The sequence below is a fragment of the Planktophila warneckei (SeqCode) genome (assembly GCF_965234675.1).
In the GTDB taxonomy this organism is placed as follows: domain Bacteria; phylum Actinomycetota; class Actinomycetes; order Nanopelagicales; family Nanopelagicaceae; genus Planktophila; species Planktophila warneckei.
Genome location: NZ_OZ248350.1, coordinates 752386 through 767274, shown reverse-complemented (window position 1 = coordinate 767274; position 14889 = coordinate 752386). Strand labels below are relative to the sequence as shown.

The window sequence follows — 14889 nt, the reverse complement described above, 5'->3', positions numbered from 1 at the left end:
TCAATTAAATTAATGACTGTCAATCTCCTTGAGATCATCTGCTGAAACCTTTGCTACCGCTTCAGCATTAGCAACGCTCATACGTGAACGAATCTTGTTACGAATCGCACCAGCACGCTTTACTCCACGTGCATCAACTGCTGGAAGCTCCAGAGGGCCTGCTTGCTCGTGTGATGTGAGCAGGTATGCCTTTTCAGGTGAGATTGGCTCATGTACTTCAACAAACTCTCCATGAGGAAGACGTAGAAGACGTCCAGTTTCGCGACCATGCAATACAAGTTCACGATCTGCGCGTTGCAGTGACAAGCAAAGACGCTTTGTAACTACAAATGCAATTGGAGGCAGAATGAAGATTCCAAAGCGGGTGAACCACATAATCTGATTAATTGTCAGACTGAAGTGTGTTGCGATGATGTCATTTCCGCCGTTAATTAAAGCAACGATCATGAATGTTAGAGACATTGCACCGAGTGCTGTGCGGTTTGGAGCGTTACGTGGGCGATCCAATAGATGATGCTCACGCTTGTCTCCAGTAATCCAACTTTCGATAAATGGATACAGCGCCATTCCAGTAAACAAAATACCCGGAACGATCAATCCTGGAATCAAAATGTTCCATGAAATCGTATGTCCAAAGGCATGTGTTTCAAGTGGGGGAGCCATACGTACCAAACCATCGAGCCAACCCATGTACCAGTCAGGTTGTGAACCTGCGGAGATCTGTCCAGGTGTGTAAGGACCGTACAACCAGATTGGGTTAATGGAAGCTACTGCAGATAAGAAGGCGATTACGCCGAAGACGATGAAAAAGAATCCGCCAGCCTTTGCCATGTACACAGGCATCAATGGGTATCCAACAACATTCTTTTCTGTGCGTCCTGGACCTGGATACTGAGTGTGCTTCTGGTACCAAACCAACATTAAGTGGGCGGTGATCAGAGCAAGGAATGCACCCGGTAATAAGAGTACGTGCACTGTATAAATTCGTGGAATAAATGATTCACCCGGGAAAGCTCCACCAAATGCAAAGTAGGAAAGATAGGAACCGACCACTGGTAAGGCTTGAATGATCGCCTCTGCGATTCGGATACCAGTTCCTGACAAAAGATCATCAGGTAGTGAGTACCCAAGGAAGCCTTCAACGATTCCAAGAGTTAGTAGTCCAACACCAATAATCCAGTTTCCTTCGCGAGGCTTACGGAAAGCACCTGTAAAGAAAACGCGAAGCAGGTGAGCCACAATTGCTGACATAAAGATAAGCGCGGCCCAGTGGTGAATTTGGCGCATTAACAAACCACCGCGAACCTCAAATGAGATGTGCAATGTTGAAGCGTATGCAGCGGACATCTTCAAACCTTCTAGAGGTTCATATCCACCTTCATAGATAACTTCACGTTGTGAAGGATCGAACCAAAATGTGAGGAATGTTCCTGACAGCAAAAGAATGATGAATGAGTACAGAGCAACTTCACCAAGTAGGAAGGACCAGTGATCAGGGAAAACCTTTTGCAGGTTCTTCTTCATCCATGCAGCGGCGCCTGTGCGCTCATCTACATAGTTAGCAACACTGCCTAAACGTGCTTCAGCTGTCATTGTGAGTTTCGCTCCCAGAAGCTAGGTCCGACCGGTTCGGAGAAAGGTTGACGTGCAACGAGGTACCCCTCGCCATCCACTGTGATATCTAACTGCGGAAGTGGTCGTGCCGCAGGTCCAAAAATAACCTTCGCTGCACGAGTCACATCAAATGTTGATTGGTGGCAAGGGCACAATAGGTGCTTTGTCTGTTGCTCATACAGAGCAACTGCGCAGCCCATGTGTGAACAAATCTTGGAGAAGGCGATGATTCCTTCGTGGGTCATTGCTAGACGATCTGCTTCAAGGTTGAACTCTTCTGGACGAAGACGGATCAAAAGAACCGCATCCTTACCAATGTCGCTCAACTTACGATGTTCTGGATCTTCAATCTCTGGAAGAACCTGAGCAACCGCTCCAACTTCAAGATCAGAGGCTTTGATTCGACGGTTTCCTGGATCTGTAACTAAGTAAGTTCCAGCCTGCCAAGTTGTCTTTTCAAACTCTTTCTTTGGAAGTGGTCCTAAATCGCGAAGCAGTAACAATGGAGACAAAGCTGAAAGTCCAAGTGCTGCGCCTAAAGATTTCTTGATAAGTGAACGACGACCAAGTCCTGCTGCACCTGCTCCAGCTTTAACCGCTTCAACAAACTCTTTACGATCGGAATCGGGGGAGCGGAACTCGTGACGCTGTGCGACAACTTCAGTATCTGGCATCAATGTCTTTGCCCAATGAATTGCTCCCATTCCAATAAAGAACAATGAGATCGCCATTCCAAGGCCAAGGCCTAGTTGATGTGCATTTTGATCTCCCATAACAGGAATGAATACAAAAAGATCTTGAGGGATGAAGACATAAGAAACGATGAGAAGAATTGTTCCTAGTGCTGAGATGCCAAACATTGTTGCAACTTGGCGTTCTGCGCGCTTTGCAGCTTCAGGATCATGATCTGCTTTGCGATGAACGTGCGCTGGAAGTCCTGGATCTTTTATAGCTTCGATTTCATTAGACATGTACTTATCTCGCCTTCATCGCTAGCCAGACCGCAACACCGATAAGTATTCCGAGTCCAAGAGTCCAACCTAATAAACCTTCAGTAACCGGACCAACGCGACCAAGTGATGCACCGCCCAAGTTTGGTTCCTTCTCTGCTGACTTGATCCACTTAATCAGTGAGAGTTTTTCAGCAGGTGTAATTGTCTTATCGCTAAACACTGGCATTGATTGTGGGCCAGTAATCATTGCCTCGTAGATGTACTTAGGATCTACACCCATCAATGTTGGTGCGTACTTACCTTGGGTAAGCGCTCCACCTTGTCCAGCAAAGTTGTGGCACATCGCGCAGTTATTTCGGAATAGTTCTCCGCCTTCTGCAGTGCTTCCATCACGTTCATAATTCAATGATTCTTCTGCAGGAATTTCTGGACCTGCCGCTAATGATGCAACGTAGGCTGCAATAGCTGCTGTTTCTTGAGCATCGTAAACAGGTGCTTTGCGCATAGCCTGTGTGCTCATATCAGCCATTGGCATACGACCTGTTCCAACTTGGAAATCAACAGAGGCTGCGCCAACACCGATTAATGATGGTGCGATCTGTCCGCCTTCAGCATTTAAGCCGTGACATGAAGAGCAACCCTTGAGGAAGATCTGACGACCTTCTTCGATGAGCGCTGAACGATCAGCAGTAGTTGTCTCGGCAGTTGTTGTTGCACTTGCAATACTGAAAGTGGTTCCAATACCAAGCAGTGCAAAAATCAAAAGCAATGGTGCGGCAGCCTTGTGGCGACGGTAGCGGGATAGACGCTTCACTATTTTCCTTTACTACTTAATTAGGTAGATCGCAGAGAAAAGCGCGATCCAGACGACGTCAACGAAGTGCCAGTAATAAGAAACAACAATCGCTGTCGTTGCTTGTTGATGGGTAAAGCGACGGGCTTTAGCAACGCGAACCATCACAATGAGAAATGCGATGAGTCCGCCAGTTACGTGAAGTCCGTGGAAACCTGTGGTGATGTAGAAAACTGAACCGTATGCATTAGATGAAAGGGTTAAACCTTCAGCTACTAGGTGTGCGTACTCGTAAATCTGACCTGAGATAAAGAATGCTCCCATTAAGAATGTAAGTGCGAACCATTCACGCATTCCCCACTTATTAATCTGAAGCAAGGATCCCGTGCGGTGATTCTGGAAACGCTCCGCAGCGAAGACTCCAAACTGACAGGTCACCGATGACAGGACCAGAACTGTTGTATTGATCGCAGCGAATGGAATATTTAGAATCGAAGTTGACTCTAACCAGATCGCTGGACCTTGCACTGCGCGAATGGTGAAGTACATCGCGAATAGTGCGGCGAAGAACATAAGTTCACTGGACAGCCACACGATCGTTCCAACGGCTACAGCGTTAGGTCGTGTGATTTTGTGGTGTGCTACGGCGCTCGACATAGGGGCGATTATTCCTGAAAACAGGCTCGCCGTCTCCCTAGTCTGGCTTCAGGGTGTCGGTTTTGAGCAGAACTAGGGTGAAACGGATCACTACAAAAGTGGTGGCACTAGGTGCTCTGAAAGAGGCGCGAAAGCCTGCTTCGAGAATAGACTTGGAGCTATGTCAGAGACTAAAAAGCAGATCATTGTTTACTCCGATGACTCATCGGTTCGTGCAGCTGTTGTCTCCGCACTTGGACGTCGAGTAGCGGCCGATCTTCCTGAACATGAGGTTCATGAGTTTGCTACTGGCTCAGCGCTACGTGCCTACATCGACAGCAAAAAAGTCGGTGGTGGTTTCAGAGCAGATCTTTTCATCCTTGATGGTGAAGCGGCTCAAGAAGGTGGAATGGGTATTGCTCGTCAATTAAAGGATGAAGTTTTTAACTGCCCTCCAGTTTTGCTTATCACCGGACGCAAGGAAGATGCTTGGCTTGCAGCATGGTCTTTGGCTGAGGCATCAGTTGTTCACCCGATCGATCCGTTCACATTGGCTAAGACAGCTGCACAATTACTGCGCGGCAACGCACTGGTTTCTGCTTAACTTTCTTAATGAGCACTTCGCAATGGGATCACGCAATCTCATTGTTGGATAGTGGTTTAGATCTAGAACCCCAATTAGTGCAGTGGTGCATGAATGAAATTCTTATCGGCTCTGCAGATATCGAAGTTATTAAGCGGTTCTTGCTAGCTCTGAAAACTAAAGGTGAAACCTCTGAAGAGGTTGGCGCACTTGTCGCACAGATGTATCAACATTGTGCTCCTATTTTAATTAATGAACGCGCGGTCGACACAGTTGGAACCGGTGGAGATGGCGCACACACAATAAATATTTCTACGACTGCGGCGATTATTGCTGCTGCAGCTGGAGCAAAGGTTGTGAAGCACGGAAATAGAGCTGCTTCTTCGAAATCAGGTGCTGCTGACCTATTAGAAAATCTAGGCATCAATATCATGCTGGACGGAATGGGAGTTGAAACAACTTTTCAGCAACTTGGAATAGGTTTTTGTTTTGCTCCTGTATTTCATCCAGCGATGCGATTTGCAGCACCTGCCCGTAAAGAGTTAGCGGTGCCTACCGTTTTCAATATTTTGGGGCCTTTGGCAAACCCTGCTCAGCCAAAAGCTGCAGCGATTGGTGTTGCCAATGATCGAATGCACTTAGTAATGGCTCAAGTTTTGGGAGATAAAGGTGTAGATGGTTTTGTTTTTCGCGGAGATGACGGGTTGGATGAAATCACTCTTGCTACCACCACATCCGTATTAACTATTGGCAACGGTGAGATTTCAAGTGATCTCTTAGATCCTTTGGATTTTGGAATGGAGCGGGCGCCAATTTCAGCATTAGCAGGTGGCGATGGTTCAGAAAATGCTCGTATAACTACAGCAATATTTAAAGGCGAAAAAGGAGCACCTCGTGATGCTGTAGTCCTCAATGCCGCTGCTGCTATTGCAGCTTTTGATGGCAAATTTGAGTTAAATCTTCATGATCGAATTGCGCTAGGTGTTGAACGCGCAGTTGCAGCGATTGATTCAGGTGCCGCCTCTCGCTTAGTAAATGATTGGGCCGCACTCAGTCAGAAATTGGGCGCTTAGCTTTTCTTCTTTTAAGTGATGGAAAGTTGCGCATCGCTTCAAAGGTTGTAACTCCGTGTCCTGCGAGCCTTTCAATAATGCCATGCAAGACATCCACGGTAGCTAGTGCATCATCTAGCGCTCGGTGATTTGGAGATGTTTGGGCACCGAAAAATTCAGCAAGCGTGCCAAGTTTGCAATTGATGACTTCATCTCGGTCTAAAACCGCTCTAGCAAGTCGTGCGGTATCGATTGTTAAATAGTGCGGCCATTCATAATCATGAGCAAGAGCTGCAGCTTTTAAGAAACTCATATCAAATGGGGAGTTGTGGGCAACTAATACCGTTTCTTCTGGTGAACCCAAGAACTCGAAGAGAGTTGGAAGAACTTCATCGATAAAGGGTGCAGAAATCAACATTTCATCAGTTATGCCCGTTAGTTGAGTAATGAAAATAGGCAAGGTGTGTCCCGGATCGACGAAGCTTTTAAATGTTCCTAGAACTTGCCCGCCGCGTACTTTCACAACTCCGATTTCAGTAATCACAGCACCAGATCGCGGTGATCCGCCAGAGGTTTCTAGATCAAGCACCGCAAAGGTGGTATCCACCAATGGCCAATCTGGTGCATGTGTCATAACGAGGATCGTATGTCATTGATCTGACATGACACTGGACGTACTCTTGCATCATGGCCGTTGAAGGAGCACCTGTTGGTTGGATGCAAGATTGGTCCGCTGCCGGAACAGGAAAAAATGCACATATTGGAGTTTTACTAGTTCATGGCTTTACCGGATCTCCACCTTCAATGCGTCCATGGGGAGAGTTTTTACATTCAAAGGGGTACACAGTTCGTGTTCCTTTACTTCCGGGACATGGAACTACACCCGAGAATCTAAACAAAGTGAAGTGGCCTGAATGGCCAGCGAAAGTTACCTTTGAATTAAATGAATTGATGAAGACATGCGACAAGGTTTTCTTAGTTGGCTTATCTATGGGCGGCGGAACTGTACTTAATGTTGCCGAAGCTAACAATGAAAAACTCACAGGTGTAATTCTTGTTAATCCGATGATCCACGTTAAAGGCGTTCCGGTTGAGTTGGCATTTTTCTTGTCACGTCTGCAAAAACTAAGGACAAGCGTGGGGGATGACATCAAGCGCCCCGGAATAACCGAATGGGGCTATGACGCTCTTCCAACTCGTGGTGTGTATCAATTGCTAAAGATGTTGCGCATTACCCGCAGAAATCTTGCACAAGTGACTGTACCGGTTCAGCTATTTCATTCTGTAGAAGATCACACACTTCCAGTATCTAATACTGAAATCATTATGGCGGGGTTAGGCTCAGTGAATAAGAGCCGTATCGAATTGGTAAACAGTTATCACGTTGCAACCCTTGATTATGATCAAGAGCTAATCTTTCAAAACAGTTTAACTTTTATTGAATCTTTAACGGCCTGACGATAAAGCTAGTCCAACAGCTAGGAACATTATTCCTAGCGCTGAAATAGCTGTTAGTACTCTACGCACAACGGGCTTTTGTATGTAGGCCGCACTCTTTTTAACTGTCCAAATCAGGAAGATGTTCCAACAGATCGAGACCAGCGCCCAAATGCTTCCGAAGATGAAGATTCCCCATCCCAATGAAAAATCATCGGGTACAAATGCGGGCAGAAATGCAACTGCATAAACAGCTGCCTTTACATTGGTCAAATTAGTAACTAGACCAAGACGAAATGATGACAGTAAATTCATCTCAGATTTGCTTTCAAGATCAAACTTTCCGAACTCATTTTTAAGTGTCAATAATGTTTGAATAGAAACAATTACTAAGAAGATTACGCCACTCCATTTCAAGAGCGTATATGCGGTATGGGAACGAGCAAAGATCGCCGATAAGCCAATAGCACTTGAAGTAGCCCACGTTAAAATTCCCGCGCAGTTTCCTAATGCGGAAAAAAAGGCCGCCTTACTTCCGCCCAATATTGATTGACGCAAAACCATTGCAACGCCTTGGCCAGGCACCATGACAAGCAACAAGGTTGTAAAGGCAAAGGCGGGAACCGCCAGTAGAAGCTCGCTCACGTGAAGGATTCTGTACTACAGAGCAGATTTTAGAAAGTTTAAAGCCTGCACTGCGTTCCAACCTTCGGGATGGATTGTGCGAAGAGCACGAGGGCCTTCGAGATCTGATCCAAAAGTTAACAAAGAAATTTCGGTGCGACCATCTGGACGTAACTGCCCTAATCCAATATCTGCCATAAGTGCATTACATAAACACTTTGACCCTTGCGCTTGGTCCACTGCACCCTTTTTGAATTCATAATTATCTAGAGGTTCAGCTGGGCAGCGGTAGCCAATGCCGCCATTTTCACGTTGGAACATGGTTCGCAAATAACCCAAATCGCAAATTCGCATGCGCTCTTTATACAAAAGATCATTAGAAAGTGTTTGCTGATTTTGAATTACCTTGAATGGAAAACCAGTTGGTGATGCGCTTGCATCTGTCATGACCTTCATCGTTGGGTCGGATAAGGCCTTCATGATTCCTGCGCGATTTTCATCGGTAAAGCCAGACTCTTGTGCAAGGGCAAATAGTGATCCAACTTGAACACCTTGTGCCCCGTAAGAAAGTGCTTCCTTGACCTTTTCAGGTGTTGCAAAGCCACCGGCTAGCCAGAAAGGCGAACCGGAACCAAGAATCTTTTCGAGGTTAGGAATATCAAGCTCGTTGTAAACCGCCTCACCATTTTCATCAACATGGTTTTTTGCACGAGGGGGAGCGTTGTGTCCACCTGCAACGTGGTATTCGATAACAAATCCATCGGGCTTTGTTTCTTCATCTTTATTTAGATATGCAACAAGAGCATGTGATGTAACGATTGCTAAGAAAAGCGGTCGTTTGATTGGAAAGTTATCAACGCCTAAAGTCCTTGGATCAAAATGGAGATAATGCTTTTCTTTGGTGTCGGCTACATCTACCTTCATGGCGACCTTATTGCCGATAGACATTTCATCAAGCAAACGTGGAACCTGCGCAGGAATGCCTGCACCAATTAAAATATAGTCAACATTTGCAAGCATCGCGCCGTAAAGTTGCGCTGGGATCGCCAACTGGATCTTTTCAAGAATATTCATTCCGATCAGACCATCGTGGCCTTCTTTTGCAAGCCATACTTCGACGAAACTGGAAACCGCTAAAAGATTATTTGAGAAAAGGTTTCCCTTGATGCTCAACTTAGGAACATCTAGGTAAGGCTTATCTGCAGGTCGACCACCCTCTACATAGAAGCGATCCATAATTTCCTTGATCGTTTGCTGATTTGGGTAATGAGACATTGCGCGACGGATATCGCCCGATAAATCACCATCTTGCAAACGGCGAGCTACAACTGAATCAATTGCAGTTCCGGAAATTACTCCGAGCTCACCAGCGATCGCGACCTGCTTTGCTAACTGCCAAGATGAAACGGCAATACCCATGCCACCTTGAATTACGGTCGGGTATTGAACTGTTCTCTCCATACATGAACTGTAGAGATGAGAGAGGCTAACTCGCGAGTAGAGAATGTGTTTTGATGGGGTTAATCGATGGAATGTGATGGATATCTATCTGTGTGGACGATACTGGGATCGAACCAGTGACCCCCACAATGTCAATGTGGTGCTCTACCGCTGAGCCAATCGTCCTTAGGTGGATGAACTATACAACAGTCAATTATCGCGAAAAGTCATCCTCTACACGCTCAATATCATCTTCGCCAAAGTAAGTTCCGGTTTGGATTTCGATGAAAACTAGCTCTTCGGTTCCATCATTTCCAATGCGATGAAGTTGACCTAGTTTTACATCAACGGTTTCGCCAGGAAGTTTTGTAAAGCTTTCACCATCTAAGACAACGGTTGCGATTCCGGAGACAATAAACCAATGTTCACTGCGCTTTTGGTGACGTTGGTATGAAAGTCTTTTTCCGGGATTTACGTAAATGCTTTTAACTTTATGGATTTCACTTTCCTGCAAAATCTCGTAGCGACCCCAAGGTCGTACCGACTCATCTGCAGACATACGCGATTTCCTTACTGTGTGTAGACCAGAGTCTCTCACTAATAATGGAGGTCGGGACGGGATTTGAACCCGTGTAGAGGGATTTGCAGTCCCTTGCCTCGCCTCTCGGCCACCCGACCATATAAATATCGCCGTTGAGATTTCCTTCTTCGAAAAGAGATCAATCTAAACGGCGAGTATCAGAGCGGACGACCGGGTTCGAACCGGCGACCTGAACCTTGGCAAGGTTCCGCGCTACCAACTGCGCTACGTCCGCGAGGAGGGTAAATCTATCGCAGGAGGGGCGTAAGCGCCAAAGTGAGGGAGATTGGTTAGCGTTACCCCGTGAGTTATGCGGAGAAAGCGCCGATCTTCTGGATGGGCGGTCGGTTAGCAACAGATTGTGTTGCCATTTCCCGCGATGCATCAGATCTCGATGATGGTGGTTTTTGGGCGGTCTCTACCGATTTTGAAGGTGGCTTTATCGCTGCAAAGTTTGCAACAGTTGTGGAATCTGATTTTCCGCATAGCGAATGGACGCAGGTACAAGGAACGTGGCAGAGCTCCTTTTCGCAGAGTGATTACTGCGCATATGTTGAAAATATTCGAGAATCCATTGCTCAAGGTTGGGTTTATCAAGTCAATGCTTGTCGGGTTTTATCTATTCAGGACACTTCAAATGATTTGCGTGGTCTATTTTCACAAATTCTTTTGCATAACCCTGCGCCATGGGCAAGCTATCTTGAAATTCCGGGTGTGAATATTGCATCCGCATCACCTGAACTTTTCTTCAGTCGCAAGGGGTCTTTGGTCAAGACTTCACCAATTAAAGGGACGCAACGATTAGACGAGACTGGTTTTGGAAATAAGGACAAAGCTGAAAATGTAATGATCGTCGATTTGATGCGCAATGACTTTGGTCGCATTTGCGAAAGCGGAACCGTTGAAGTGCCGCGGTTATTAGCTAATGAAGAACATCCAGGATTGCGCCATTTAGTTTCAGATATTCAAGGTCAGCTTCGCTCAGAGCTTTCTTGGAAGGAGATCCTCGAGGCATTGTCTCCACCAGGTTCAATTAGCGGTGCACCTAAATCATCTGCACTATCTGTAATTGCTGATCATGAATCAACTCGTGGTCCTTACTGCGGCGCACTTGGATGGGTCCACGGTCAAGAAGCAGAGTTATCGGTAGCGATACGAATCTTTTGGAAAAATGAAGGCCTGCACTTTGGTACAGGTGCCGGAATTACCTGGAACAGTGATGCTGAGCAAGAATGGGAAGAGACCCAATTGAAAGCACGAAAATTGATTTCTATTGCTGGGGGAGTGTTGTCATGAAATTTATGTACAACGGAGCCCTAACTGAAGTTACCGGAAATGCTTTGATCACCGATGGCTGGCTCAAAGGATCAGGAATATTTGAAACCATCAAAACAGTTGATGGCAAACCATGGGCTTTATCCAGGCATATGCGTCGTGCGGTCAATAGTGCGACCAAGTTGAATCTAGTTCTTCCAAATGAGGAAAGTTTGCGGAATGGCATTGATGAGTTATTGGCAGTTGAAAATCATTCCTTAGGCGCTCTACGAGTTTCATTTGATTTAAACGGTAATTGGGCGGCGGTCCATAATCATTATGAAGAAAAATCAAAAGCTGCCAAGTTGACCGTTGTAACTAATTCGCTAATTGCTGATGGAACTCCGATGAAAACTTTTCCATACGATCATCGCTTGCAGATCCTTAACAAGGTGGTTGCCGAAGGGTTTGATGAAGCGATCGTTGTCAACGCTAATAACAAGGTATGCGAGGGTGCGGTAACTAACCTGTTATTCCAGATTGAAGATAAGTGGTGTACGCCTCCGCTTTCAGATGGTGTTCTGCCGGGCGTCATGCGAGCACTTGTGGTCGAGTACTTAAAGGTTCAGGTCCGCAGTATTGATTATGAAGAAATCGCTGCTATTCAATCCGGTTTCTTGCTGAGCAGTCTTCGTATAGCTCAACCCATAGCCGCTATTGGTCCAAGAAATTTGTCATCATCTGATGATTTTGGCGATGAAATCCGAGCGATGGCGTTACAGACTTCGGTAGGCTAGGGACATGTCTCAGATATCGGTAACAGTTGACGGTAAGCAGCTTTCAGTAGAAGCTGATCAGCGTCCTACGCATATCTTTGCTGACAATAAAGAGATCGTTGTATGCAAGATCAATGGTGTGCTCAAGGATCTGTGGACCGACCTTTCTGAAGGCGATGTCGTAGAAGGAGTATCGATTTCTTCTGCCGATGGACTTGCAGTACTTCGTCACTCAACAGCTCACGTGATGGCCCAAGCTGTTCAAGAGGTTTACGCAAATACCCGTCTTGGAATTGGACCACCAATCAAAGATGGTTTCTATTATGACTTTGATCCAGAAAATACATTCAATCCAGATGATCTAACAAAGATTGAAAGCGCAATGCGCAAGATCATCAAGGAAGGTCAACGTTTTCGTCGTCGAGTAACCACAGAAGCAGAAGCCTTGAAAGAGTTGGCTCACGAACCATATAAGTGCGAGTTAATTGGAATTAAAGGTCCAGCGGGCGAGGAAGCATCAGTTGAAGTTGGTGGTTCAGAGTTAACGATTTACGACAATTTAGGGCGCGATGGAAACCCGGTCTGGAGCGATTTATGTCGCGGACCTCATCTTCCATCTACTAAGCACATCCCAGCTTTCAAGTTGATGCGTACAGCGGCTGCTTATTGGCGTGGTTCTGAAAAGAATCCAATGCTGCAACGTATTTATGGAACAGCGTGGCCTTCTCAGGATGAGCTCAACGCTTACCTAGAACTTTTAGCAGAGGCAGAAAAGCGCGATCATCGACGTTTAGGTACTGAACTAGATCTCTTTTCCTTTCCTGAAGAGATTGGTTCTGGTTTGGCGGTATTTCATCCAAAGGGTGGAATCGTTCGCCGTGCAATGGAGGATTACTCACGTATCCGCCATGAAGAAGAAGGTTATGAGTTTGTTTACTCACCTCACATAACTAAGGCAGCGCTCTTTGAAACTTCAGGTCACTTGCAGTGGTACGCCGATGGCATGTATCCGCCAATGATCTTGGATGAGGAGTACAACGCAGATGGCACTGTGAAACGTGCCGGTCAGCAGTACTACATGAAGCCTATGAACTGCCCATTCCACAACCTTATTTACAAATCTCGAGGACGCTCCTATCGCGAACTTCCCTTGCGTTTATTTGAGTTCGGAACTGTTTATCGTTACGAGAAATCTGGCGTACTGCATGGAATTACACGTGCACGCGGCTTTACTCAAGATGACGCGCATATCTATTGCACAAAGGAGCAGATGGTCGGTGAACTTGATTCGCTTTTGACCTTCGTTCTCAATTTACTTCGCGATTACGGTTTGAATGATTTCTATCTAGAGCTTTCTACAAAGAACGATGAAAAATTCGTGGGAGAAGACTCTGATTGGGAAGAGGCAACTGAAGCGTTGCGGAAAGCTGCGACCGCACAAAACCTCGAACTAGTACTTGATGAGGGTGGCGCTGCTTTCTACGGACCAAAGATTTCGGTGCAAGCAAAGGACGCGATCGGGCGTACTTGGCAGATGTCAACGATCCAAGTTGATTTCCAGTTGCCACAACGATTCGAATTGGAATTTTCTGCAACCGATGGAACTCGTCAACGTCCCGTGATGATTCACCGTGCTCTTTTTGGTTCTATCGAACGCTTCTTTGGTGTTCTTACCGAGCATTACAGCGGAGCATTTCCACCATGGCTTGCTCCAGTACAAGCGATTGGTATTCCAGTTGCCGATACCTTCTCTGATTACTTGGGTGATGTCATTAAGCAAATGCGTAAAGCGGGAATTCGCGCAGAGCTAGATGCATCTGATGATCGTATGCAGAAAAAGGTACGTAACGCACAAATGCAAAAGATTCCTTTCATGGTTATCGCCGGAGAAGAGGATCAAAAGGCAGGAGCTGTGTCATTCCGTTACCGCAATGGTGAACAAAAGAACGGTATTCCTATCGCCGATGCGATCGCTGAGATCAAAAAGGTAGTTCAGGAACGCACCCAGGTATAGGTATGAGTAATTCAATCGATGGTTTAGGAATGCCCGATGGTTGGCAACGACTGTGGGCTCCACATCGATTGGATTATCTGCGCGGTGAAAATCGTCCTTTAGAAGGCAATGAAGTTGAATGCCCCTTTTGCAGAATTCCAAACCTTGATGATCAAGAGGGTTTGATTGTTCATAGAGGTGCCACTGCATATGTAGTTATGAATCTTTATCCATACAACCCAGGTCACCTTTTGATTTGTGCTTATCGACATGTTCCGGATCTAACTGATCTAACAGAAGAAGAGCGCAATGAGATCTCAGCCTTAACTGCGCATGCGATGGCCACAATTCGAAAAGTTTCCGGCCCTGAAGGATTTAATTTAGGAATGAACCAGGGTGCGATCTCTGGTGCTGGAGTTGCACAACATATTCACCAACATGTTGTTCCGCGATGGTCAGGTGATGCTAACTTCATGCCGATCATTGGCAAGACAAAGGTGCTCCCGCAATTGCTTCATTTAACTCGCGATGAGATAGCTGCAGCCTGGTAGCGCTTACTTTAACTCTGAGATAAAACCGTTAACGATATCTACGCCAATTCCTCTTTCAATCCATAAAGGAATAGCTGGGAACATCAAACCTGCGGCAAATGATTCTTCACCGAGCGCCTGCAACAGTTCGATGTACTCATCTCTAAACTCTTGAACCAAAGTTTGATGTTCTGGTTCGCTTGGAGTTTTTGTGGCAGGGGTTGTCGAGTAATTAATGATGGTTAAATCCTGTAAGGAAATCAGTGCGATTGGGAAACCAGCTTCATCGTGTAGCACTAAGTAAGGCGTAATCATTTGATCAAATACTCGGTTAGCAATCATGACAGCATCATCAAAATCTGCTTCTTGTTTTTCCAAGCCTGTTACAACCACTAGTCGTGGAATTTGAAACTCATCAAGTGCAAGCCATTGATCGATAGTTACTTGATCAATTCCGGCTGATGGGTCGATGGCAAAGATGGCTAGATCTGCATCCGCCGATAGATGTTCAGGAGTGAACCCCGAAAAGCAGCGTGCCACCAAATCAGGTTGAGCGCTTGAATGGCCATAGACATGGATCACCAGGTCGTTGATTTGAGTTTGCACTGGGTCAGCCTACGATGG

16 protein-coding genes and 3 tRNA genes are annotated in these 14889 nt (G+C 46.0%); 7 read left to right on the top strand and 12 right to left on the bottom strand.

Annotated features, from left to right (window positions below; translation table 11 throughout):
• Positions 1-9: 9 nt before the first annotated feature.
• Genes qcrB through ctaE form a run of 4 tightly spaced genes read right to left on the bottom strand, consistent with a single transcriptional unit; the run spans position 10 to position 4017 of the window.
• Complete coding sequence (gene qcrB, locus AC8GFU_RS04020) at positions 10-1593, bottom strand: cytochrome bc1 complex cytochrome b subunit (RefSeq protein WP_506625861.1); 1584 nt, start codon at positions 1591-1593, stop codon at positions 10-12.
• A complete protein-coding gene (gene qcrA / locus AC8GFU_RS04015; protein WP_506625860.1) occupies positions 1590-2585 on the bottom strand; it encodes a cytochrome bc1 complex Rieske iron-sulfur subunit in 996 nt (331 codons plus the stop codon). Before qcrA ends, qcrB begins: the two co-directional genes overlap by 4 nt.
• Positions 2586-2589: 4 nt before the next feature.
• Positions 2590-3381, bottom strand: coding sequence for a cytochrome bc1 complex diheme cytochrome c subunit (gene qcrC / locus AC8GFU_RS04010; protein ID WP_506625859.1), 792 nt, complete (start codon positions 3379-3381; stop codon positions 2590-2592).
• Between the two features lie 12 nt (positions 3382-3393).
• Positions 3394-4017, bottom strand: a complete 624-nt coding sequence (gene ctaE / locus AC8GFU_RS04005) for an aa3-type cytochrome oxidase subunit III (RefSeq protein ID WP_506625858.1) — start codon at positions 4015-4017, stop codon at positions 3394-3396.
• A 160-nt stretch (positions 4018-4177) separates the two neighbouring features.
• Between ctaE and AC8GFU_RS04000 the strand changes: the two genes are divergently transcribed.
• Together AC8GFU_RS04000 and trpD are read left to right on the top strand one after the other, a co-directional pair.
• Positions 4178-4600 carry a hypothetical protein gene (locus tag AC8GFU_RS04000; RefSeq protein ID WP_506625857.1) on the top strand — a complete coding sequence of 141 codons (423 nt, stop codon included), beginning with the start codon at positions 4178-4180 and terminating at the stop codon, positions 4598-4600.
• Positions 4601-4608: 8 nt separating this feature from the next.
• Complete coding sequence (trpD, locus tag AC8GFU_RS03995) at positions 4609-5652, top strand: anthranilate phosphoribosyltransferase (RefSeq protein WP_506625856.1); 1044 nt, start codon at positions 4609-4611, stop codon at positions 5650-5652.
• Here trpD and AC8GFU_RS03990 read toward each other — a convergent pair.
• A complete protein-coding gene (locus AC8GFU_RS03990; RefSeq protein WP_506625855.1) occupies positions 5630-6265 on the bottom strand; it encodes an exonuclease domain-containing protein in 636 nt (211 codons plus the stop codon). The two genes, trpD and AC8GFU_RS03990, sit on opposite strands and share 23 nt — an antisense overlap.
• A gap of 53 nt (positions 6266-6318) precedes the next feature.
• On the opposite strand from AC8GFU_RS03990, the gene AC8GFU_RS03985 reads away from it, so the two are divergent.
• Positions 6319-7089 carry an alpha/beta hydrolase gene (locus AC8GFU_RS03985; protein WP_506625854.1) on the top strand — a complete coding sequence of 257 codons (771 nt, stop codon included), beginning with the start codon at positions 6319-6321 and terminating at the stop codon, positions 7087-7089.
• On the opposite strand, the gene AC8GFU_RS03980 is transcribed toward AC8GFU_RS03985, so the two are convergent.
• From AC8GFU_RS03980 to AC8GFU_RS03955, 6 genes are all read right to left on the bottom strand, one after another.
• Positions 7078-7713, bottom strand: coding sequence for a LysE family translocator (locus AC8GFU_RS03980; RefSeq protein ID WP_506625853.1), 636 nt, complete (start codon positions 7711-7713; stop codon positions 7078-7080). The genes AC8GFU_RS03985 and AC8GFU_RS03980 overlap by 12 nt on opposite strands.
• 15 nt (positions 7714-7728) lie before the next feature.
• Positions 7729-9153 carry a nitronate monooxygenase gene (locus tag AC8GFU_RS03975; protein WP_506625852.1) on the bottom strand — a complete coding sequence of 475 codons (1425 nt, stop codon included), beginning with the start codon at positions 9151-9153 and terminating at the stop codon, positions 7729-7731.
• Between the two features lie 93 nt (positions 9154-9246).
• Positions 9247-9318 (bottom strand) — tRNA-Val (locus tag AC8GFU_RS03970).
• Positions 9319-9346: 28 nt separating this feature from the next.
• Positions 9347-9691 (bottom strand): phosphomannose isomerase type II C-terminal cupin domain, encoded by a 345-nt coding sequence (locus AC8GFU_RS03965; protein WP_506625851.1) that lies wholly within the window; start codon positions 9689-9691, stop codon positions 9347-9349.
• Between the two features lie 45 nt (positions 9692-9736).
• Positions 9737-9810 (bottom strand) — tRNA-Cys (locus AC8GFU_RS03960).
• Positions 9811-9874: 64 nt separating this feature from the next.
• Positions 9875-9947: transfer RNA gene (locus AC8GFU_RS03955), tRNA-Gly, on the bottom strand.
• A 68-nt stretch (positions 9948-10015) separates the two neighbouring features.
• Here AC8GFU_RS03955 and AC8GFU_RS03950 point away from each other — a divergent pair.
• Genes AC8GFU_RS03950 through AC8GFU_RS03935 form a run of 4 tightly spaced genes read left to right on the top strand, consistent with a single transcriptional unit; the run spans position 10016 to position 14286 of the window.
• Positions 10016-11008 (top strand): chorismate-binding protein, encoded by a 993-nt coding sequence (locus tag AC8GFU_RS03950; RefSeq protein ID WP_506625850.1) that lies wholly within the window; start codon positions 10016-10018, stop codon positions 11006-11008.
• Positions 11005-11763 carry an aminotransferase class IV gene (locus AC8GFU_RS03945; protein WP_506625849.1) on the top strand — a complete coding sequence of 253 codons (759 nt, stop codon included), beginning with the start codon at positions 11005-11007 and terminating at the stop codon, positions 11761-11763. Before AC8GFU_RS03950 ends, AC8GFU_RS03945 begins: the two co-directional genes overlap by 4 nt.
• 4 nt (positions 11764-11767) lie before the next feature.
• A complete protein-coding gene (thrS, locus tag AC8GFU_RS03940; protein ID WP_506625848.1) occupies positions 11768-13756 on the top strand; it encodes a threonine--tRNA ligase in 1989 nt (662 codons plus the stop codon).
• A gap of 2 nt (positions 13757-13758) precedes the next feature.
• Positions 13759-14286, top strand: coding sequence for an HIT family protein (locus tag AC8GFU_RS03935; RefSeq protein ID WP_506625847.1), 528 nt, complete (start codon positions 13759-13761; stop codon positions 14284-14286).
• Between the two features lie 3 nt (positions 14287-14289).
• Here AC8GFU_RS03935 and AC8GFU_RS03930 read toward each other — a convergent pair whose 3' ends face one another.
• Complete coding sequence (locus tag AC8GFU_RS03930) at positions 14290-14871, bottom strand: P-loop NTPase family protein (RefSeq protein WP_506625846.1); 582 nt, start codon at positions 14869-14871, stop codon at positions 14290-14292.
• Between the last annotated feature and the right edge of the window lie 18 nt (positions 14872-14889).